General features: G+C 52.7%; 18 protein-coding genes. 4 read left to right on the forward strand and 14 right to left on the reverse strand.

What is annotated here, in order from left to right; translation table 11 throughout:
• Positions 1-95: 95 nt before the first annotated feature.
• The 5 genes from osmY to ACF2G4_RS11280 form a co-directional block, all read right to left on the reverse strand.
• On the reverse strand, positions 96-710 hold the full coding sequence (osmY, locus tag ACF2G4_RS11260; protein WP_215848218.1) for a molecular chaperone OsmY: 615 nt from the start codon (positions 708-710) through the stop codon (positions 96-98).
• Between the two features lie 383 nt (positions 711-1,093).
• Complete coding sequence (gene prfC, locus ACF2G4_RS11265) at positions 1,094-2,680, reverse strand: peptide chain release factor 3 (RefSeq protein WP_370661480.1); 1,587 nt, start codon at positions 2,678-2,680, stop codon at positions 1,094-1,096.
• A gap of 438 nt (positions 2,681-3,118) precedes the next feature.
• The gene (locus ACF2G4_RS11270; RefSeq protein ID WP_409074837.1) at positions 3,119-4,222 is read right to left on the reverse strand and encodes a M20 peptidase aminoacylase family protein; all 1,104 of its coding nucleotides are present in this window, start codon (positions 4,220-4,222) and stop codon (positions 3,119-3,121) included.
• A 10-nt stretch (positions 4,223-4,232) separates the two neighbouring features.
• A complete protein-coding gene (locus ACF2G4_RS11275) occupies positions 4,233-4,706 on the reverse strand; it encodes a YjiG family protein (protein ID WP_243078964.1) in 474 nt (157 codons plus the stop codon).
• Positions 4,696-5,367: a nucleoside recognition domain-containing protein gene (locus tag ACF2G4_RS11280; RefSeq protein ID WP_243078963.1), complete on the reverse strand. Its 672-nt coding sequence runs from the start codon at positions 5,365-5,367 to the stop codon at positions 4,696-4,698. Before ACF2G4_RS11280 ends, ACF2G4_RS11275 begins: the two co-directional genes overlap by 11 nt.
• Before the next feature lie 495 nt (positions 5,368-5,862).
• Here ACF2G4_RS11280 and ftnA point away from each other — a divergent pair, with 495 nt between their 5' ends.
• Positions 5,863-6,369 (forward strand): non-heme ferritin, encoded by a 507-nt coding sequence (gene ftnA / locus ACF2G4_RS11285; protein WP_215845609.1) that lies wholly within the window; start codon positions 5,863-5,865, stop codon positions 6,367-6,369.
• Between the two features lie 35 nt (positions 6,370-6,404).
• Here the strand turns inward: ftnA and fucP are convergent, their stop codons facing one another.
• From fucP to ACF2G4_RS11310, 5 genes are read right to left on the reverse strand one after another with little or no spacing between them, the layout of a single operon-like run.
• Positions 6,405-7,640, reverse strand: coding sequence for an L-fucose:H+ symporter permease (fucP, locus tag ACF2G4_RS11290; protein WP_409074838.1), 1,236 nt, complete (start codon positions 7,638-7,640; stop codon positions 6,405-6,407).
• A 22-nt stretch (positions 7,641-7,662) separates the two neighbouring features.
• A complete protein-coding gene (locus ACF2G4_RS11295) occupies positions 7,663-8,010 on the reverse strand; it encodes an L-rhamnose mutarotase (RefSeq protein ID WP_215845607.1) in 348 nt (115 codons plus the stop codon).
• Entirely contained in the window at positions 8,007-8,786 is a 780-nt protein-coding gene (locus ACF2G4_RS11300; RefSeq protein WP_409074839.1) for an SDR family oxidoreductase, read from the reverse strand. The genes ACF2G4_RS11295 and ACF2G4_RS11300 overlap by 4 nt, the downstream gene beginning before the upstream one ends.
• On the reverse strand, positions 8,783-9,598 hold the full coding sequence (locus ACF2G4_RS11305; RefSeq protein ID WP_409074840.1) for an amidohydrolase family protein: 816 nt from the start codon (positions 9,596-9,598) through the stop codon (positions 8,783-8,785). The genes ACF2G4_RS11300 and ACF2G4_RS11305 overlap by 4 nt, the downstream gene beginning before the upstream one ends.
• Positions 9,598-10,881, reverse strand: a complete 1,284-nt coding sequence (locus tag ACF2G4_RS11310) for an L-fuconate dehydratase (protein WP_332625788.1) — start codon at positions 10,879-10,881, stop codon at positions 9,598-9,600. Before ACF2G4_RS11310 ends, ACF2G4_RS11305 begins: the two co-directional genes overlap by 1 nt.
• Before the next feature lie 290 nt (positions 10,882-11,171).
• Here ACF2G4_RS11310 and ACF2G4_RS11315 point away from each other — a divergent pair, with 290 nt between their 5' ends.
• Positions 11,172-11,912: a FadR/GntR family transcriptional regulator gene (locus ACF2G4_RS11315; RefSeq protein WP_332625790.1), complete on the forward strand. Its 741-nt coding sequence runs from the start codon at positions 11,172-11,174 to the stop codon at positions 11,910-11,912.
• Here the strand turns inward: ACF2G4_RS11315 and ACF2G4_RS11320 are convergent.
• Both ACF2G4_RS11320 and ACF2G4_RS11325 read right to left on the reverse strand, forming a co-directional pair.
• A complete protein-coding gene (locus tag ACF2G4_RS11320; protein ID WP_243078958.1) occupies positions 11,909-14,272 on the reverse strand; it encodes a glycoside hydrolase family 31 protein in 2,364 nt (787 codons plus the stop codon). The two genes, ACF2G4_RS11315 and ACF2G4_RS11320, sit on opposite strands and share 4 nt — an antisense overlap.
• Positions 14,273-14,282: 10 nt before the next feature.
• Positions 14,283-15,593 (reverse strand): MFS transporter, encoded by a 1,311-nt coding sequence (locus ACF2G4_RS11325; RefSeq protein ID WP_243078957.1) that lies wholly within the window; start codon positions 15,591-15,593, stop codon positions 14,283-14,285.
• Between the two features lie 233 nt (positions 15,594-15,826).
• On the opposite strand from ACF2G4_RS11325, the gene ACF2G4_RS11330 reads away from it, so the two are divergent.
• The gene (locus ACF2G4_RS11330; RefSeq protein ID WP_409074841.1) at positions 15,827-16,891 is read left to right on the forward strand and encodes a LacI family DNA-binding transcriptional regulator; all 1,065 of its coding nucleotides are present in this window, start codon (positions 15,827-15,829) and stop codon (positions 16,889-16,891) included.
• Here ACF2G4_RS11330 and ACF2G4_RS11335 read toward each other — a convergent pair.
• Positions 16,888-19,737 (reverse strand): EAL domain-containing protein, encoded by a 2,850-nt coding sequence (locus tag ACF2G4_RS11335; protein WP_409074842.1) that lies wholly within the window; start codon positions 19,735-19,737, stop codon positions 16,888-16,890. The two genes, ACF2G4_RS11330 and ACF2G4_RS11335, sit on opposite strands and share 4 nt — an antisense overlap.
• 631 nt (positions 19,738-20,368) lie before the next feature.
• Between ACF2G4_RS11335 and ACF2G4_RS11340 the strand changes: the two genes are divergently transcribed.
• Positions 20,369-20,989, forward strand: a complete 621-nt coding sequence (locus tag ACF2G4_RS11340) for a response regulator transcription factor (RefSeq protein ID WP_215845600.1) — start codon at positions 20,369-20,371, stop codon at positions 20,987-20,989.
• Between the two features lie 58 nt (positions 20,990-21,047).
• Here ACF2G4_RS11340 and ACF2G4_RS11345 read toward each other — a convergent pair whose 3' ends face one another.
• Positions 21,048-21,752, reverse strand: coding sequence for a proteasome-type protease (locus ACF2G4_RS11345; protein ID WP_215848217.1), 705 nt, complete (start codon positions 21,750-21,752; stop codon positions 21,048-21,050).
• Positions 21,753-21,764 lie beyond the last annotated feature (12 nt).

A 21,764-nucleotide genomic window follows, 5' to 3' on the forward strand; every position in this document is an offset into this window, starting at 1 on the left:
CCTCTCCTTACCAATAGTGAAAATCGAACTGCTTATTTGAGCCCAGGATGGGTTTTCTTATTCGTGCGGCATTCGAAAATGCCGCACGTTCACCATTAAGATTTAACCGTCAGGTCATTCTTAACGCTTTTCACGCCTTCGATAGCTTTTGCGATACCTTCAGCACGATCTGACTGAGCTTTGTTCTCAACGGTACCTGAGAGCTGAACAACGCCATCGGTTGTTTCAACTTTCACCTTGCGCGACGGAACAATGTCATCCGCTAATAGCTTAGCTTTAATTTCGCTGGTTGTTGCAGCATCGCCTGCATAACCTTTCATTGACTGAGATTTGCTGTCTCTAACGTGTAGTTTATCGCTGACGGATTTAACACCTTCAACCTTCTGCACCAGGGCCACCGCTTTTTCAGCCTGATCCTGTGAAGTGACAAAACCGCTTAACGTCACAACGCCTTGATGCGTTTCAACTGAGATATCCGTACTTTTAATGGCTTCGTCATCTACCAGAGCGGCTTTAGCTTTGGCAGTTACGCCGCTGTCGTCCATAAAACCATCGACTTTTTTCATAGAACTATCGATTTTCGAACCCGTGCTGTCTGCAGTCTGCTGTGCTTTTTGCGACATTGAATCTTCAGCCAGCGCGCTGCCGCTCAGTAAAGCAGAACCTACCATCGCGGCAATCAGGGTTTTAGCAATCTTAGTATTCTTCATCGATATATTCCTTCTATCAGTTAACTCACCCACAACCGTAGGCGCGACAGTAGCAAACGGCGCTACTGCAATACTGGACGCAAGGAGAAGAAACGTCTCTTTCGCCGTCCGATAGAACAATGATAGTCGGTATTTTGGATTTTGCCGGAGTAACTGGTTGATAGCTGGTCGAAATAGGCGAAACGGTGTGTTTTTAGGAAGAGTCTGTAACAGGGGAAAACAGAGCCACTCTTAAGTATACCCATCCACCTTCAAGCGGCAGAGGCGTTAACGGCTGTTTCTCACCCGAATCACCTACAACGGTAAGATCATCGGGCTTTACGCGTTTGCCGCCTTGCTGCAACTCGAATTATTTAGCGTATAGAATGGCTACTGTGAAACGATTAATGCTCGCGTGTTTTGCGGAATTTCACTTCAGGATAACGTTCCTGAGTGATGTTCAAATTCACCATGGTGGGCGCGATATAAGTCAGATTATCGCCGCCATCCAACGCGAGGTTAACCTCATTTTTACGTTGGAATTCTTCGAACTTCTTCGCATCGCTGCATTCAACCCAACGCGCGGTCGACACGTTGATCGCTTCATAAATCGCTTCAACGTTGTATTCACTCTTCAGGCGCGCGACGACCACGTCGAACTGCAACACACCAACCGCACCCACAATCAGATCGTTGTTATGTACAGGACGGAACACTTGTACCGCGCCCTCTTCAGAGAGCTGAACCAAGCCTTTCAGCAGCTGTTTCTGCTTGAGCGGATCGCGCAGACGAATGCGGCGGAACAGCTCTGGCGCGAAGTTCGGAATGCCGGTGAACTTCATGTTTTCACCTTGGGTAAAGGTGTCACCAATCTGAATGGTACCGTGGTTGTGCAGCCCGATGATATCGCCCGGATACGCTTCTTCAACGTGAGAACGGTCGCCTGCCATGAACGTCAGCGCATCGGCAATGACCACGTCTTTTCCGGTCCGAACCTGACGCAGTTTCATGCCTTTTTCATATTTACCGGAGACCACACGCATGAACGCTACACGGTCGCGATGTTTTGGATCCATATTGGCCTGGATCTTAAACACGAAGCCGGTGAACTTCTCTTCTTTAGCTTCGACTACGCGGGTGTCGGTTTTGCGCGGCATTGGCGTAGGTGCCCAGGCAACTAAACCATCCAGCATATGATCCACACCGAAGTTACCTAACGCGGTGCCGAAGAACACCGGCGACAGCTTGCCTGCAAGAAAAGCTTCGCGCTCGAACTCGTGCGAGGCGCCCTGCACCAGCTCCAGCTCTTCACGCAGCTGAGCAGCCAGCTCTTCACCGATCGCTGCATCAAGATCGGGGTTATCCAGTCCTTTTACAACGCGCACTTCCTGAATGGTGTGACCTTTACCGGTCTGGTAGAGATAGGTTTCATCGTTATAAAGGTGATAAACACCTTTAAACAATTTGCCGCAGCCAATTGGCCAGGTAATGGGCGCGCAGGCAATTTTCAGCTCGCTCTCAACTTCATCCAGCACTTCCATCGGATCGCGGATGTCACGGTCAAGTTTGTTCATGAAGGTCAGGATCGGCGTATCGCGCAGACGTGTCACTTCCATCAACTTACGGGTACGATCCTCGACGCCTTTCGCGGCATCAATCACCATCAAACAGCAGTCAACGGCGGTTAGCGTGCGGTAAGTATCTTCCGAGAAGTCTTCGTGTCCTGGGGTATCCAGCAGGTTAACCAGGCTATCACGATACGGGAACTGCATCACTGAGGTGGTGATGGAGATGCCGCGCTGTTTCTCCATTTCCATCCAGTCAGATTTGGCGTGCTGGTTGGAGCCACGGCCTTTTACTGTACCGGCGGTTTGGATTGCTTGTCCGAACAGCAGGACTTTTTCGGTAATAGTGGTTTTACCGGCATCGGGGTGCGAGATGATCGCGAAGGTGCGGCGGCGTGCCACCTCTTCTAAAATGGGATTAGACATGAGTGAATTCTTCTCAACGGGGCAGCGCGGCGGCATAGTGTATTGCCAGGCGCTGCTGATAAATCACGATGGCCGGTAGAACCTTACCGGCAGGTAATCGGTGCCGAATGCGATTATTTTTCGTCGGCATTTAAGCGCGAAGTTACATTGGCGGCAATCCCGGTTACCCAGTCAGCATTAAGGCGGCATAGCATACAATATTTTGTTGGCGCGGCCTACAGGCTGTTGCGGTGAGGTAGAGTGAATGTGTGTGAGGTGTGCGCTATCCCCGTGAGGTGCGCGCTATCCCCTATCCCGGCCTTCCCCCGCGAAGCGGAGGAAGGAGACACTGCCGCATGCGAGTTACGAGCTAACATAAAGCAGCGTCTCCCTCCCTATTTATGAGAGAGGATTGAGGTGAGGGCAAACGACCTCGCCCCCAAAAAAGCACAATCCCGCTTATCCCAGCACTTTACCCACGCATGATTTAAAAATCTTAACGCCAATCTCCAGCGAGTTCAGGTCAAAATGCATATCAGGATGATGCAGCCCCGGCACCAAATTCGTCCCTAATCCCCAGAAACCGGCTTTCACGCCCGGACGCTTCACGGGGTAATAGAAAAAGTCTTCACTGCCAGGTGTGGTTTTAGTGTCCAGTAAGCCATCTTCACCCAACACATCAACAATTGCGTCACGAATAATCGCTGTCGCCTCGTCATGAATTTCTGCGGCAGGCATCTCTTTCAACACGACTACGTCAGCCTGAGCGCCCAGCGCAGCCACGCTGTTAATAATGGCTTGCGTCACCTTCTCTTTCAGCAACACCATTGGCCCATTCTCTTGTGAACGCAGATCCCAGACTACGCGCGCTTCATCGGGCACTGAGTTGGTGACGCCAGCATCGCACAGAAAACGCGTTGCTTTTACACTCCAGTTTAAACCAGGCGACAGATGAATGGTGTTCACTGCCTGCACCGCCTGAACCGCGGCATCCAGCGCGTTAACGCCCAAATGTGGACGCGCCGCATGAGCAGGCTGACCTTTAATCGTCGCTTCTAGCGTGCTGCAAGCGGAATAGAGCACCGCTGGTACCGCCTGCCCTACAACACACTCTTCCAGCGGACGAACGTGGAAACCAAAAATCATATCCACATCGTCAATCGCGCCGCCTTCAACCATGGCCAGCGCACCGGCGCCCAGCTCTTCCGCAGGTTGAAACAGAATTTTTAGCCGCCCACGTTTTACCGCACCCTCTTTTAATAATTCCTGCGCGGCGGTAAGCACCACGGAAGAGTGACCATCATGTCCGCAGGTATGTCGCGCACACGGCACACCGTCAATGATATGGCCAAGCGCGTCCATATCGGCACGCAGCGCCAGCACCGGGCCAGGCACGCCGCTGTCAATTTCCGCCACAATGCCGGTGGTGTTATTGATGCCGCGCGTGACTTTTAAACCCGCTTTTTCCAGCTGGTCGGCGATATACGCTGAGGTTTTGATCTCTTCAAATCCCAGCTCCGGGATTTCGTGCAGATAATGGTAATGCTCTAAAACGTTAGACACGGCTTCTCTCCTAGACAAACAGGCGCATAACAAACATGGCAATCAGCGCGTTGACGATGCTCACCAGCATCAGCAGCGGCCAGTATTTTTTGGGTACATCCGCAACGCCCAGCAGGCGTCCCATATATTGCAGCTGCGAACCCATCAGGAAAATGGCGGGCGCTAAAATGGTGATATCCGCACCCGTCAGCAAGCCTTTAGTCAACAGGCTAACCGCAACGCCGGTTCCGGCAGACGAGGAAAGCCACGCGGTAAGCAGCACGGTTATCGCTTCACCTGGCAGGCCAAACAGCCCCATCAACGGTTCAAATACGTGCCCCAGAAACTGCATGATGCCAAGCAGATTCAGCACTTCCGCCAACACATATGCCATCACCACATTCGGCATCAGGTTGTGAATGGCAATATGAAAGCCCTTGCGTGCACCCGTGACGAAAACATCGAAAGGATTTTGACTGACTTTGACGGCGTTATTATTTTCCATCGATGAAATCCTTCTTATAAACACTGTTTAACACGAAGCGGGTTATTGCCGCACCGACAAATTTCAGGACAAACATCAGCGCTAGCGGAATAATGATCGGCAGCGTCATTGAGGCAAACAGGGCTGAACCGATCGCAAAATAATTATTAATTAATCCGGCCCCGGAATATTGCCAGGCGCTCATCACCACAATGTCTTTTTTCGTCACCTGTTTTTGGTCATACATCTCTTTGGTTAATGCCGCGCCCGCGTCGGTGCTTTGCAGATCCGTGATCAGTGCCAGGCCACAGCGTCCCGGTAATCCCATCAGCGGTTTTAATAAGGGGGTCAGCAGCTTGTGCGCCGCACGAATCGCGCCGTAATGGGTAAAGATTTCCAGCACGCCCAGCGCCAGCATCACCGTGGGTGTCAGAGAGAGCGCGAACAGGAATCCCGCTTTTGCACTCAGACCGCCCGCGCCGAGAAAGGTATTGCTGGCGGGATCTTTCATCGTACCGAAACTGCCGCCCAGCGTGGTGAAGTCAAAAGCGCCAAGCCATGACAGGCCATCAACTTTGTATAAGAGTCCTGAAAAAAACAGAATGGCAAAGATCAGTGCCAGATAACTGCCTTTGCTAGCCGTAACCTTTTCTGACGTGGTTAATATATTTTCATCTGACATAACATCTCCTGCATTTTCAGCTTTGCCGTTATCTATCCAGCGACAAGTTGCAATATATGGAACTGAGTTCTAAGCAGGATTTATGCCAGAGACTGTTATTTACCGACTTATGAAATTAATGTTTTCCCGTGCTGATAATTTTGGATAAATAACGCCCAGCTTTAGCGGATTATTATTTATCTTTTTACTTTGCCGTCATCGGTATTATTTCTGGATGAAATCACTTTGAAGGAAAATAAAACAGTTTTTCGCCAGACGCACTATTATTGAACAGTCGCGATGCACTAATAAGGTGCGGAGAAAGATAAGAGGCGACAAAGGCTAAAAACGGACAACAATGATAATCGCTCGCATTCAAAACATGGAATAATTCTTTTTAAATCAATATGATAATCTAGCCGTTTTTAAGGAAAAGGCTTCACTTTCTTAACCGATTTGATGCATAATCCACCGCATCTCACCTGTTTAATTAACCTATTCTAAAAGGACGCGATCATGCTAACCGCCGAAATGACCGGGCGTTTGAACGACCAGTTAAATCTGGAATTTTTCTCCGCCAATCTTTATCTGCAGATGAGCGCCTGGTGCAGCGACAAAGGTTTTGAAGGTGCCGCCTCCTTCCTGAAAATGCACTCTCGTGAAGAGATGGAACACATGCAGCGCCTGTTTGATTACCTGAGTGATACGGGTGCCATGCCGGTTCTTGGCACTATCGCAGCACCGCCGGTTGCTTTCACCTCACTGAACGAAATTTTAGAGCAAGCGCTGGCACATGAGCAGCTTATCACCAGTAAAATCAATGAACTGGCGCATTTTTCGATGACCACGCAAGATTACTCCACCTTTAACTTCCTGCAATGGTACGTGTCTGAGCAGCACGAAGAAGAGAAGCTGTTCAAAACCGTGCTGGATAAACTGGCGCTGGTCAGCAACAGCGGTAACGGTTTGTTCCTGGTCGACAAAGATCTGGCACGCATGAGCACCGAAAACCACACCGCGTAATGCGAATCGGCCCACTGAAAAGTGGGCCGATCTGTTTATACCGCCTTGCGTTGACTTAACGCATACCTAAACACCACGACAAAACAGAGCAGCGGCAAGCTGTAAGCCGATGCTGTGCCGAAATGGTCGGCCATTGAGCCCATAAACCACGGCATAATCGCCCCGCCTACAATTGACATGATCATGAATGAGCTGGCACGTTTAGTCTGCGCGCCCATATTTTTGACCCCCATCGCAAACAGTGTGGGAAACATGATCGACATAAAGAAGAACACCGCAATCAGCGCCACCACCGCCACGCGCTCAATACCTGAAACTACCAACGCGCACAGCGCCACGTTGATGATGGCGTACACAGCCAATAGCGTGGCTGGACGAATACGCCCCATCAGCCAGGTTGAGAAGAAGCGGCCAACCATAAACGCGATCATCGCCACCGATAGCAAATAAGCGGCTGTTGCGTTGCTGATATCTGCCCAATGCTCAGTAACGTAGTTAATGAAGAATGCGCCAACGCCAACCTGGGCCGCTATATAGAAAAACTGGGCAATCACCGCGCCGGTAAAGTGTTTATGCTGCCACAAACTGCGGGTCGCACCTTGCTGCAGATCTTTTTGATCTTGCGCCTCACGGACATCCGGCATCGTCGTGCGGCTAAACAGAAACGCAATCAGTAACACCAGCACCGCAATCGCGACATAGGTGAATTTCACGCTCTCCTGCGCCCCGCTGGCGGGTTGCTGAGAGGAGAAGAACATCGCGCCGCCAATTAACGGCCCCATAAATTGACCTAATCCATTAAACGATTGCGCCAGATTAAGCCTTCGCTCAGCCCCGTTGGGATCGCCTAAAACCGTAGCGAATGGATTCGCAGCCGTTTCCAGACAACCTAATCCGCAGGCAATGACAAACAGGGCAAACAGAAACAGCGCGAAGCTGTTGGCGCTGGCCGCCGGGATAAACAGCAGCGCGCCCGCCGCGTAAAACAGTAATCCCAGGATAATACCTGCGCGATAGCCGCGACGATCCATGAAATAACCCGCAGGCAGCGCAACGATGAAATACGCGCCAAAGTAGGCCGCCTGCAATAAACCCGACTGCGCTTTACTGACATTAAGCGTTAACTGAAAGTGTTTGTTTAAAACATCGAGCAGCCCATACGACAATCCCCACATGAAAAACAGGCTGGTTACCAGCATGAACGCCCAACGCGTGCTGACGCTTGCGCTGCTGGCCCGACGACCGCGTAGCGACTCTTTTTGTGCAAACATAGAATTTCCTCACCAAAGTGTTTTATTCCGACTGCGTGCTGAGGGCAAAGATGCGTGGCATCAGCGCCCATTTTTCGCCCGCTGCGCTCCATGGCGTAGGCTGCTGAAATTTCCACATCAGCGTTTCCCAGCGTTGGATCACCGGATCCTGTTGGCAATGCGTTGCATACTGCTGCCCGTTAAACGTGTCGTTTACCTCCACCACCATAAACAGGCGGTTGCCGAGGCAATAAATCTCCATCTCCTCAATGCCATGCTGCCGCATCGCCGCAGCCACTTCTGGCCAGATGCGCTGATGCAGCTGTTGGTACTCCGCGATAAGTGCCGGATCGTCGATCAAATCCAGCGCCTGACAGAAACGGCGACTCATCCTCCTAATGCTCGATCAAGGTGAACGTAGCCGCCATCGACAAACAACCATTGCCCGGTGGTATGCGACGCGCGTGCGGAAAGCAAAAACACCACGCTGTTGGCGATCTCCTGCGGTGTGGTCATGCGCTGGCCGAGCGGAATACGGCGAGTGATCTCTGCCAACTTGTCATCAGGCTGGTCAAAGGTGGCAATCCAGCGTTCATAAAGTGGCGTCATCACTTCAGCCGGGATCACCGCATTGACGCGAATGCCATCCTGCAACAGCGAGGCGGCCCATTCACGCGTCAACGCCAGCACCGCCCCTTTTGACGCGCAATAACCGCTGGTATCACCTTGCCCAGTTAGGGCAGTTTTGGAGCCAATGTTGACGATGGCACCTTGCGATTGACGCAGCGCAGGCAAACAGTCGTGCGCCATTTGATAGAAATGGATGAGGTTCTTTTCCAGCGAGGCGACAAACGCGCTGCGCCCCGCTTCAAGGCTGACGCCATCATTCACTCCCGCGTTATTTACCAAGCCATCGATACGATCAAAACGTGCCCGCGTCTGTTCTACTGCAGCGCGGCATTGCGTTTCATCACTCAGTTCGGCGGCGATAAACAGCGCCTGCGGTTGTTGCTGTTGCAGTTGTTCAAACCAGGCGTCAGCGGGCGGTTGATTGGCGACAATCACCGGAATCGCGCCCTCCTCCACCAGTTGCTGGCTAATGGCGGCACCGATGCCCGAACCGCCGCCGGTCACGATCACCACTTTGTTGGTCAGAAACAGATTCATGCTGTATTCCCCTTGAGATAAACACGCTGAGCGGTTCCGCCCCAAATCGCCTGCTGCTCGGGCTGCGACAGCGTTTGTGTCAACTGCTGGCACAGATCACACACCTGTTGATAGCGGGCTTCGCCCTGCGAAACTGGCCAATCGGAGCCAAACATCAAGCGTGATGGCCCGAACAGCGCCAGCGCCGCATCAAAAAATGGCAGTAGCTGCGCGCCTTGCCAGCCCGCGCCCGCTTCCGTGACTAACCCTGACAATTTGCACACCACATGAGGCAACGCCGCCAGCGGGGCGATCTGCTGCTTCCACTGTTCAGCTCCCGCCGCAATATCGGGTTTACCGAGGTGATCAAGTACTATCCAGTGCGCATCGTGGCGTTGAGCAAAAACAGCGGCCTGCTGCATATGGTGATGAGTGACCAACAGATCCCAACTGAACTGCTGCTGTTGCAACTGACGCATGCCACGCGCCACTACGTCAGAAGCCAGCCACGCCACAGGATCGGCTTCGTCCTGCACCGGATGACGAAAGCCGCAGCAGCGCGGATCCAAGGCGACCGGATCGGGCTGCTGCAGATCGATCCACCCCACTACGCCGAGGATCTCGTCATGGCGCGCCGCCAGGTCGCATAAGAATTGATTTTCCGCTTCACAGGGCCGTGCCTGCACCGCAATGCAGCCGTCGATCTTCGCCGCGCTCAGCTCGGACCGTAATTGCGCGGGCAAGAAATCCTGCTTTAGCGCCGAATTGTCGACCCAGCTAAACGCCTCCGGCTGGTAATGCCAGAAGTGTTGATGTGCATCGATCCGCAGCATTAAACATTTCCCCGAAAGCGATATTCGGCGATGGATTCGGGATACATCTCAATGGAATAGCCCGGTTCACGCGGCGGCATGTAGGCGGCGCCACGGATTTCACACGGCGTTTTGAAGTGCTGATGCAGATGGTCAACATACTCTATGACGCGTCCTTCGTGGGTTCCGGCGATAGCAACATAGTCAATCATCGACAGATGCTGAACGTATTCACACAGCCCAACGCCGCCCGCGTGTGGGCAGACCGGCAGATTGTATTTCGCCGCCATTAGCATCACTGCCAGCACTTCATTGACGCCACCAAGACGACAAGCATCAATCTGCACCACGTCAATCGCACCGCGCATCATCAGCTGTTTAAAGATGATGCGGTTCTGGCACATTTCGCCGGTCGCGACTTTCACCGGCAGCACCCCTTCGCGGATTTTACGGTGACCTTCAATGTCGTCCGGGCTGGTGGGTTCTTCGATAAACCACGGGCGCGCAAAGGAGAGCGCTTTTACCCAGCGAATCGCCTCATCCACTTCCCATACCTGATTCGCGTCGATCATCAGTTGACGATTCTCGCCCAGCACCTCGCGAGCAATGCGCACGCGGCGAATATCATCCTCAAGATCCTGCCCGACTTTGAGCTTCACAAAGTTAAACCCGGCATCGACTGCCTGCTGGCAAAGGCCGCGCAGCTTTTCATCGCTGTAACCCAACCAGCCAGCCGACGTGGTGTAACAGGGATAACCGTTCTGTTCGAGGCTGGCGATGCGTTGCGCCTTACCCGATTCCTGTCGTTGCAGGAGTTGCAGCGCTTCCTGCGGCGTAATCGCGTCGCTTAAATAGCGGAAATCGATACAGCGCACCAATTCTTGCGGTGTCATGTCAGCCACCAATCGCCACAGCGGTTTTTGCTCGGCACGCGCCCATAGATCCCAGACAGCATTCACCACCGCACCCGTTGCCAGGTGGATCGCGCCTTTGTCAGGTCCGATCCAGCGCAGCTGGCTGTCGCTCGTTATATCGCGCCAGAACTGCCCCATATTGTCGCGGATACTTTCCAGCGTGCGTCCAACCACCAGATGTTGCAGGCTGCGAATCGCCGCGCAGCAAATTTCATTGCCGCGCCCAATGGTGAACGTCAGCCCATAACCGGATAACGCCGGATCGTCTGTTTCTAGCGTCACGTAGGCCGCGCTGTAATCAGGATCGGGATTCATGGCATCCGAGCCGTCGAGCTGCGCGGAGGTCGGAAAACGAACGTCGTCGACGCGAAGAGCGGTGATGGTTGTCATGATTACCTCATAAAGTACTCACTAAAATCCGGTGTATTTAGAGAAGTAAAAGGCCCAATGGTCAGGCCATTGAAGCCCATTAAAATGGCCTGAGTGATTGAACCTAAGGCTCAAAGGTCAGGCCAATAAACGCGTTTCTCTACCCACATAATCAGGTATGCTGATCTGCACACCGCGCTTAAGATGTAACCAGCGCGTTTCAGTAATGACACAAGTTTCTAACATGCCACAATTCAGCGATCTGCAAAATGCGCGCTGAATCGCATAAAATTTTGCGAAGGACGTTGCCCATGCCGATCACCCGACTCGAAAATCCGCGCATCTATCGCCAGATAGCCGATCAGCTACGTGGCCTGATCGAGCGTGGTGAATTTCCGCCCGGCAGCCGTTTACCGGCAGAACGGGAACTGGCTAAACAGCTGCAGGTGAGCCGTGCATCAGTACGGGAAGCGTTGATCGCGCTGGAAGTGGTGGGTTTGGTGGATGTGAAAGTCGGAAACGGCGTGGTGGTGAAAGCGCTGCCGAAGGCCACAATGTCGAGCCGCACGCCACGTCAACCGTGGCAGGAAATGGACAGCGAACTCAATATTGATATCGATTTTAATGCTGAATTAGCGCCTTTTTCGTTGCTTCAGGCCCGGCGTTTGATAGAACCCGAAACTGCAGCGCTGGCTGCGCGCAATGCCAGCAGCGAACAACTGCTGCAAATCCGTGCCGCCTTTGAACAGAACTGCAAAGATAACCGCGCCAATTCGCAAACCCATCCCGGTGACCGTCTGTTTCATATTCGGATTGCCCAAGCGAGCGGCAATCAGACCTACGGCTTTATCATTGGCCAACTGCTGGGACATCGCTATGGCACCATGTTTCGTACCCTGCAACAGCGCTTTACGCCAGAAGATATGCCGCACCGCTCTGAGCAGGAACATTTGCAGATTCTTGAGGCGCTGGAAGCGCGCGACAGTCGCCGCGCGCGTCAGGCCATGAAGGCGCATCTTGATCAGGTGATTGCGATTTTCTCCCGCGCCTAAACCAAGCGATAACGCGCGGTTTTTTCTCCATTCACCCACAACTCACGCGTTTCTCCTGGCGGCAACAGAATCGTCATTTCATGCCATGCCGGTTGGTAGTCACCGCGTTTTTCCAGCGTCAGATCCAGCCGTGTTGCGCTGCCTTTTAACGACCAGCTCAGCCACAGCGCATTGCCTTCACGCCAGCCATGGCTTTCACCATCATCATCAAATAGCTCGCCTTGAGTAGTCACTTCACCAGGCGCAGGCCACAATTGCAGTTCACGTATATTATCCAGTTGCGCATTGGTGGTGCTTTCACAACTTCCGAGTGGGATTGCCGCGCCAGCACGCACCAACAGCGGCAAGCGATCAATCGGCGCGTCCAGCGTCACCTGCTGCCCACCCGCAAACCAATTTCCGCTGTGCCAGTCATACCAACCGTGTGCGTTATGCGGTAGATAAACTTCACGCTCACGTGCACCCTGCTCCACCACACTCGCCACCAGCACATCGCGGCCCAGCAAGAAGTCGTCGCACTCTTGGTAAGTCTTCTCGTCCTCTTCATGATCGAGAAACGTTGGGCGCAGCATCGGCTCGTCTTGCGCGCTGGCCTGCCACGCCAACGTATACAAATAAGGCATCAGCCGATAACGCAGGCGAATCGCCTCGCGGATCATCGACGTGACTTCGGGGTACATCCACGGCTCATTTACGGTGTGATCGTCATTCCACGAATGGATGGTAAAACGGGGGTGCATGACGCCATTTTGCACCCAACGCACAAACAGCTCAGCATCGGGTTTATCACCCGAAAAGCCGCCGACATCATGCCCAACGTTGAACAACCCAGACAAACTCATGCCCAGTCCCATACGAATGTTGTAACGCAGCGTCTGCCAGTTGGTGCGGTTATCGCCGCTCCAGGTTTGCACGTAGCGCTGCATACCGGCACAGCCAGAACGTGAAATCAAATAAGGCCGTTTCTCCGGTGCAAAACGCTGCTGCGCTTCCATTGAGGCACGCATCATGAGCAGCGGCATCACCGGGCGAATATGCTTGATGGCAATTTCAGTGCCAAAGCCATGGCAGCGCGCTTCGCCATCCCACACTTCATATTCGTTGTTATCATTCCAGGTGGAATCAATGCCTTTTGCCAGCAGCTGCTCCGTCACATTGTCCTGCCACCAGCGCACCGCTTGCGGATGGGTAAAGTCGAGGTGCGAGCCTTCGTCATCCCAAAAAACGGAGCGTTCAGGGCGATCCCGCTCTGAGTCACGAATGAACAGCCCTTGCGACGCCACTTCCTGATAGCGTGGATGATCCTGCAACAGACAAGGTTTGATATTCGCCGCCAGCTTCATACCGGCGCGGTGAAACGCCTCACTCATCGCATTCGGGTTAGGTACTTTGTCGTAGTTCCAGTTGAACACGTAACGCTTGTTGTTGATTGAGGTATAACCGGAAGAGAGCTGGAAAGAGTCGCAGGGAATTTCGTGCTCGCGACACAAGCGAATAAACGACTGCAGCTGCTGCTGCGCATCGGGCGCATCGGTGTAATGCATGGTTGAGCCGCTGTAACCCAGGCTCCATTTTGGCTGAAACAGCGTGCGCCCGGTCAGCCGCACAAAGGCTTTGGTCACATCCAGCAGTTTTGGACCGAGCATGAAGTAATAGTCGAGATCGCCCGCTTCAGCGCGATAACGGCGATAGGGCAGATGATAATTATCCAGCTCATTGCCCAAATCAAGCCAGCTGCTGCTGAGGTTGTCGTAAAACAGACCAAAGCTCACCCCATCACGCTGCGTCAGGGTAAACGGAATATGTTTATAGAGCGGATCGGTACTCTGCGCGTTGTAACCCATCGCATCCAGATTACGCATTTCATAGCGACGATTGACTCGATTGAGATCGCCACTTTTCTCCCCCAATCCATACACGCGATCCTGTGGCTGGCGACGCTGATAATGTTCAACGCCATCGCCATGCGCGTTAAGAAGATAGGCGCCGGTGTGGCGATCGGCGGCCAGCGGCTGCCAGGTGGTGCCATCAAAATGTTCCCAACTCAAACAGAGCGGCTGATGCACCGTGACGCGCAATCTATCGCTGCTGACGCGCAGCTGCTGCGCATCGTGTTCAACCTTGAAATCAGGCAGCGAAAATCCCGCCAGTGATTCACGATCGCGTCCTTCCCACGGCACATCTTCTTCCGGCGCAATGCTCCAGGTACGATTCAGCGCCAGTTCGCCATTACGTTTTAACAGCACGCGCATCAGTCCCGATTCCAGCACATACAGGCGCAGAAGGTGGCGATCTTCTACATTCAGTTCAACGAAGTGATCAGCCTGTTGCTGCAGCGTCCAGTTTTTCAGGGTTTTCATCGTGCTTTCCTTATTGATTCGCAGTGCGTTGGCGACGTTCGGCGATAAACATCACCAGGAAAATCGCGCCAATTAAGTCAAAGAAGCCCATGGCAATAAACAGCGGATTGAAGCCAAGGGTGTCGGCGGTGACGCCGATGATCAGGGAGAAGATAAAGCTGGCGATCCAGGCGCAAGAGCCACGCATACCGTTGACGGTGGCCATCTGACGGCGGTCAAAACGCTCAACCACCAAGGCGCTGAGCATGCAGGAGATCACCTGATGTCCGAAACCGCCGACGGAGATCAGCGCGATAGCTAAATAGGGATCGTCGACCAGCGTCATCAAGCCCAGCGATACCATCAACACCGCTCCTGTCACAGAGCTGGCAACAATGGAATTCACGCGCGTCAGGCCAAACCAGCGTACATAAAGTTTGGTCAGATAACCGCTGGCCACGCTGCCGAGATCGGCGGCGAGAAACGGCAGCCAGGCAAACATCACAATCTGCTTTAGATCCATGCCGCGCTCATTGGCGAGATAGAGCGGCACCCAGAAACTCAGCACCGCCCACGCCGGTTCGGCGAGAAAAGCTGGGATCGCAATGCCGTAAAATTTTTTCTCTTTGCCGATGACTTTGAGCGCGGTGAAGAACGGCAGCTTTTCGCCGATCTCCTCATTGTCCTGATTAATAAAGGCGCGCTCCTCATCGGAAAGGCGCGTATGTTTTTCTGGTGATTGATAACCCCACCACCACAATACGACCCACAGCAAACCCAGGCCGCCAGTCAGCAAAAATGCGCCCTGCCAGCCAAACGAGATATGCGCAATGTAGATGATCGGCGGTGCCAGCATCGCGCCAACAGAGAAACCAACGCCTGCCCAACCTGCTGCAACCGGGCGCTCTTTTTTCGGGAACCAGTCGCCAATCGCTTTGGCGTTAGCCGGCGTGGCCGCAGCTTCCGAAGCGCCCATGACAAAGCGCAGCAGCGCCAGATGGAGCCAGCTTCCTGCGCCAGCGTGCAGTAAGCAGGTCACAGACCAAATCACCGCACAGATGAGAAAGCCCATCTTCAAACCGATCACATCAATCAGCCAGCCGCAGATCGGTTGAAAAAGGGTGTAAGCCAGCTGAAACGTCGCCACTACCCAGGAATATTGCTCGGTGCTCATGTTGAGGCTGGTTTTCAGTTCGGGTGCCAGAATGCCGAGCGAGTTACGGGTGATGTAATTGACGGTCACACCCAGCAGAAACATGCCCAGCATCCACCAGCGCAGATTTTTTATCGTTCGCACCGTGCGCGAGGCGCTGATGGGCTTAGTTGTTGAGTCGAGGCTCATGATGCAACTCCTGTGAAAGCCGAGATGGCCGTGAATTCTTCACACCGTCGTCCGACGTACCGCGTGACCTGCATCGAACATAGAAAAGTGCAAAACGTGGGTACAGCCACTTTTTTGCAAGCTTTTTCATGCCAGGCTATTTCGCCACGTTAAATCCGCAGTAAATTGCGATATGACCCGATTCAGCAGCGTATGAAAAATTTTTCATTTAGAGATTTGAAGGCGATCACAGAATGAAACAAAGGCTTAAAGTCAGCGAAATTGCGGCGCTCAGCGGCGTGTCGATCAGCACGGTTTCGCGGGTGCTGGCGGGAAAATCCAATACCCGGCCCAGCACCCGCGACAAAGTGTTGGCGATCGCGCAGCAGCAAGGCGTGCTGGATAATCTGCACAGCGGACGTTTGCTGCTGAATAATCTGATGGTATTTGCGCCCCCGCGCGCCTTTGATGTGCGCAGCGATATCTTCTATTACAAGGTGATTCAGGGCATTAGTCAGGCGGTTGAACCGCATGAAGTACGGCTGCGTTACTGTCCACTAGAAGAAGTGGAAAGCGACGCGGCCTTGTTTATTGAAAAAATGCAGCAGACCGAAGCCGCGTTACTGGTGGGGATAGATGATGAGCACATTCATCAGCTAGCGGCCGAAATGAACAAGCCGTGCGTACTGATTAACGCCCTGGATCGCCGCATGCGTTTGCCTTCTGTGGCGCCGCATCATCAGTTAATTGGCGAGTTCTCGGCCCGTTATCTGTTTGAGCAAGGTCATCGCCAGATCCTGTCGCTGCACTGTCTGCGGCGTTACACCATGGAGCAGCGATTGCAGGGCGTGCGCGATGCCTGGCATGCGATGAATCTGCGCTTCGACAGCCGCCAGCATCTGTTAACCCTCAACAGTTTTAGCAGCAATGAAGCCGCAGAGCGTTTAACGGAATATTTGCGGCATTGTCCGCAGGCACAAAGGCCGACAGCGATTCTGGCCAGCGGCGATTACATTGCCGCTGGCGCGGTGACGGCGCTGCAACAGGCTGGACTACGCGTGCCACAGGACATTTCGGTGATGAGTATGGATGGCTTTAACCTTGCCGCGATACACGATATTCCACTGACGTCGGTGCAGGTGCCCCGCGATGAGTTGGGTGAAGCGGCGGTACGCATGCTGCAACAGCTGCGGCTGCATCCCGGCGCTCCGCCCGGTACCTTGCTGCTCAATGGCAAGCTGGTGGTGCGCGAATCGGTGCGCCGGATACGCGATAACCTCAGCCATGCGCCCGTTCAGCAGTATGGCTTATACGATTAGCTGAGCGCTTTTAGGCGCAATTCCGAAGGCTGTGGACGACCAAACAGATACCCCTGGAACAGGGTACAGCCCTCTTCGCGCAGTTTGGCAAACTGCTCGCTGCTTTCGACGCCCTCAGCCGTGATCTGAATATCCAGACTGCGGCTCATCCCCGTAATGGCGCGAATAATTGCCAGCGCTTCGCGACTGTCGCCCATGTCATTAATGAATGACTTATCGATTTTAATCTTGTCGAACGGGAACGAACGCAGATAGCTCAGCGATGAATAGCCGGTGCCGAAGTCATCCAGCGCAATCTGTACGCCCAACGCTTTAAGGCTTTCAAGCGTCCGGATGTTGCCCAGCGAATCATCCAGTAACACCGATTCGGTAATCTCCACTTCCAGTCGGCTTGGATTCAGCCCAGATTCTTGCAGCGCACCTTCAACCACCGACACCAGCGAGCTGTTTTTGAACTGCAGCGGCGACAGATTCACCGACACCGATTGTTCCCCTTCCCAACTGGCGGCTTCACGACAGGCGTCATACAACGCAAAAGCGCCCAACATGTGAATCAGCCCGGTCTCTTCCGCTATTGGGATAAAATCATTCGGCATGATCAGCCCCTTAATCGGGTGATGCCAGCGCATCAGCGCTTCATAACCGATAATGGTTTTGTTATCGCCGTTGGTGATTGGCTGGTAATAGAGTTTGAGCTGGCGGCCGCTGATGGCTTCGCGCAGATCATTTTCAATTACGCGACGGCTGCGTGCTACATCATCCATCGCCAGCGTAAAGTGTTCGTGTCGGTTGCGGCCGTTGCGTTTAGCCTCGTACAACGCCATGTCAGCACAGCGCAGCAGCTGCTCCGGCGTGTTGGTAATGCTGGCGCTTAGTGCAATGCCGACGCTTAACCCAACCGATAAGTTATGCCCTTCGATATTAACCGGCGGACGAATCGCTTCGATCAGACGCTGCGCCACAATGCTGGCTTCATCTGCATTGCTAACCGACGGCAGCACGACAGCAAATTCGTCACCGCCAATGCGCGCCAGCGTATCGTGGTCGCGTAAGGTATTACGCAGGCGTTTCGCCACCACGCGCAGCAGGTCATCACCAATTTGGTGGCCGAGTGCATCGTTGACGTTTTTGAAGTTATCAAGGTCGAGGCACAGCGCGGCAGTCTGCTTTTGATTGTGTCCATCCTGCCGCAGCGCTTCGCTCAGACGCTGGCGGAACAGGATGCGGTTTGGCAAGCTGGTGAGGTTATCGTGGTGCGCCATATGATGAATGCGTGCGTCGGCGGCACGCTGATCGGTGACATCTTCCACAATCAGCATTAGATAATTTTGGCGCGCATCCTGACCGCTAATTGCCGTGGCGCGGGTGTGCAAAATGCGCTCGCCGCTAGCGGTGATCATCAGCTGCTCACGCTCATGAATACCTTCGCTGCGCAGCGCCATATCGGCCAGGCTGTTGAAATAATCACTCAACTCTGGCGACATGCACTCATGCGGCCGCTTGTTTACAATCAGCGATTTGGAGAGGCCAAACAGCTTTTGCGACTGGTCGTTGACCAGCAAGATTTCGCGGGTAATCGCGTCTTCCACAATCACGCAGGAAGGAATATGGGTAATGATGTTATCGAGGAACTTCGACAGTGCGGTTTTTTGCGCGCTTTGCGCCTCAGCCTGATCTTTGGCGCGTAGTAACAGCTGCTCCTGCTCGCGGCGATCGGTGTTGTCGCGGGTAATTTTAGCGAAGCCAAGCAGCTTGCCCTCTTCGTCATGAATCGCGTCGATGACCACATGCGCCCAAAACGCGCTGCCATCTTTGCGATAGCGCCAGCCTTCATCCTCAAAGCGCCCGGTTTTCATCGCAATACCCAGGTTGGCTTCAGGTAAATTCATCGCGCGGTCTTGCGAGCTGTAAAACAGGGAGAAGTGCTGTCCGACGATCTCCTCAGCAACATAGCCTTTGGCGCGCTGCGCGCCAGCGTTCCAGTTCACCACGTGGCCTTTAACGTCGAGCATATAAATGGCGTAATCGGTAACGCCTTCGACTAACAGACGGAAGCGTTCTGCCTGTTCGTGCTGCTCGCGGCGGATACGTTGCTGCTCGGTACAGTCGCGGGTGATTTTAGCGTAACCGATAAGTTTGCCAGCCTCGTCGCGTATGGCATCGATGACCACATGCGCCCAAAACGCGCTGCCATCTTTGCGATAGCGCCAGCCTTCATCTTCGAAACGTCCGGTCTTAAACGCGGTTTGGAGGTTCTTGTTGGGGATGTGCTCCAGCCGATCCTGTACGCTGTAAAAGCGCGAGAAGTGTTTGCCAACAATTTCTTCTGCTACGTAGCCTTTGGCGCGCTGCGCCCCGGCATTCCAGTTCACTACGTTGCCGTCGTGATCCAGCATATAGATCGCGTAATCGGTCACGCCCTCGACCAATAAACGAAAACGGGCTTCGTCTTCGCGCGCTTTACGCTGCTGCTCTTGCTGCTGTGTGCAGTCGCGGGTGATTTTGGCAAAACCCAGTAGCTGGCCGTAATCGTCGCGAATAGCATCAATGATGACATGCGCCCAAAACGCGCTGCCATCTTTACGGTAGCGCCAGCCTTCGGTTTCAAAACGTCCAGTGATAGACGCTGTTTCCAGACTGCGCTGCGGCATGCCTTTTAGACGGTCTGCCTCGCTGTAAAACAGCGCAAAGTTTTTTCCGACGATCTCTTCTGGTGTATAACCTTTGGCCCGCTGCGCCCCTGTATTCCAGTTCGCCACGGTTCCGTCCGGCTTCAACATGTAAATAGCGTAATCGATCACGCTTTGAACCAGCATTCGATACATGACATCAGAATTATTATCCATTTTTATTTGCCTGCTGCTGCTAAGCCCTGGTGTGGCTTAAGAATGTTCTTAATTTGACATCGAACTTAAGACCAAATGCGGACTAATAACAAGCTCAATGAGTCAAATGACAAAAGTTAGTAGGCTGTTTATCGGCAATGGCGAGAAAACGTTCAATTGTCATGCAGTGGGTCATGTTTTGGAGAGGTCAGACAATACCTTTCCGGCAAGAGTAAAGCGAAAAATACGCTGCAACACAGTGGCACAGTGCAGCTTGCCAGCTGACCATTGCCCCTTTTTTATCTCAGCAAGAACGCTTAGCATCCAAATCAGTGCACGCCGTTTTTAGCAGACATCACCCTGACCCTGTCATAAATTAACAACAAAGTAAGCCAATGGCCTTTTAATGCGTAATCAATCGGGCAGCGAATAGACTGCACACCTTTTACTTGGGTTTATGCCGTGGGCGTCAAAAGAGGTAAATACGATACTGTGATTATTTCATGTCATTAATTGCGATACTGTTCAAATTTAAGACAGAGCTTAACGCACTTATTCCAGCAGGCTGGTAATAAACAGGTCAGACCATCATTCCTGTTTTATTATTTTTACCGCAGTTCATTTTGTGCGGTGTAGACTCTGGAAAAGTGCAATGACTAATACGATTTATATTGTTGATGATCACCCATTGATCTGCGATAGCATCCAACTTTATGCTCAGGCTAATAATTATCGGGTGGTCGGTACTGCGAATAAAAGTGATTCTTTATTTCTGGATATTTTCCATCTTAAGCCCGATGTTTTAATCCTGGATCTCAATTTACCTGGCCATTCAGGCATTGCGTTAGTTAAAGACCTAAAACAAGTCTTATCTAAGCAAAAAATCATCATTTTTACCGCTTCAGAAAGCCTGTTTTATCAGCGCTGCTGTTTACAGCTAGGTGTCGAAGGCTACCTTCGTAAGCGCGACGAGCCAGAGGAGTTGCTCAATGCCTTAAACGATGTGATACAGGGTAAGCGCTGTTATCCGATGTCTTCATCCGATTCGCTGCTCTGGGCCCATTATGAAGATGATAAATTAATGAGCCTGACACGGCGTGAATTAATGGTTTTAGTCAAGCTCGCTGCGGGTTATTCCAATAAAGAGATCGCTGCGCTGCTTCATCTCAGCAATAAGACAATTAGCACGTATAAAATCGCTATTCAGCAAAAACTGGAAATTAAAGGAATCCGGGAAATTATTGCTATAGCTGAACGCAATGACCTTATTTAACGAACAATCAATGCCGTAACTGGGCGTTGCCGCCGTCAATAATCCGGCGGCAACAAGATTAAAGCTGTAGCGGCGGTAATTGAGAAAATACGCTCAGTAACCCTTTACTCCACAGTTGCCGGATTTGGGAGAAATAAGGATGCTGATCGGTGATGTGATACTGCTCGCTGTCGCTAAAACTGTCGCTGCGATACACCATCGCATCCAGCGGTAATCCCACCGAAATATTACTCGCCAGTGTTGAATCCATTGAAATCAGGGCACACTGCATCGCCTGGCTGAGCGGTGTTTCAAAACGCAATACGCGATCAATAATCGGTTTACCGTATTTGCTCTCACCAATTTGGAAGTATGGCGTATCCACGCTGGCTTCAATGAAGTTGCCCTGCGGATAGATTTGAAACAAGCGCGGTTCTTCACCCCGAATCTGCCCGCCTAACAGCAGCGATCCGCCGAACTCTTCACCGTCACGCCGGATCACTTCTCGCAAGGTATCACCCACCAGCAGCGCCACGTCATACAGCGATTTACCGTTGAGCAAATTGGGCTGATTATCATCTTCACAGTTTCGCCGCAGTAAGCTCATAACGCTTTGCGTGGTCGCTAAATTGCCCGCGCTTTGCAGCACCAGCGTGCGTTCATCGTTGACCTGAAAAACGTGCAGTTTACGGAAAGATGAGATGTGATCCACGCCTGCATTGGTGCGTGAGTCAGAGACGAAAATCATTCCAGACGATAAACGCATTGCCACACAATAAGTCATCATTACGCTCGT

The organism is Pantoea phytostimulans, assembly GCF_046118715.1.
Lineage (GTDB): Bacteria > Pseudomonadota > Gammaproteobacteria > Enterobacterales > Enterobacteriaceae > Pantoea > Pantoea phytostimulans.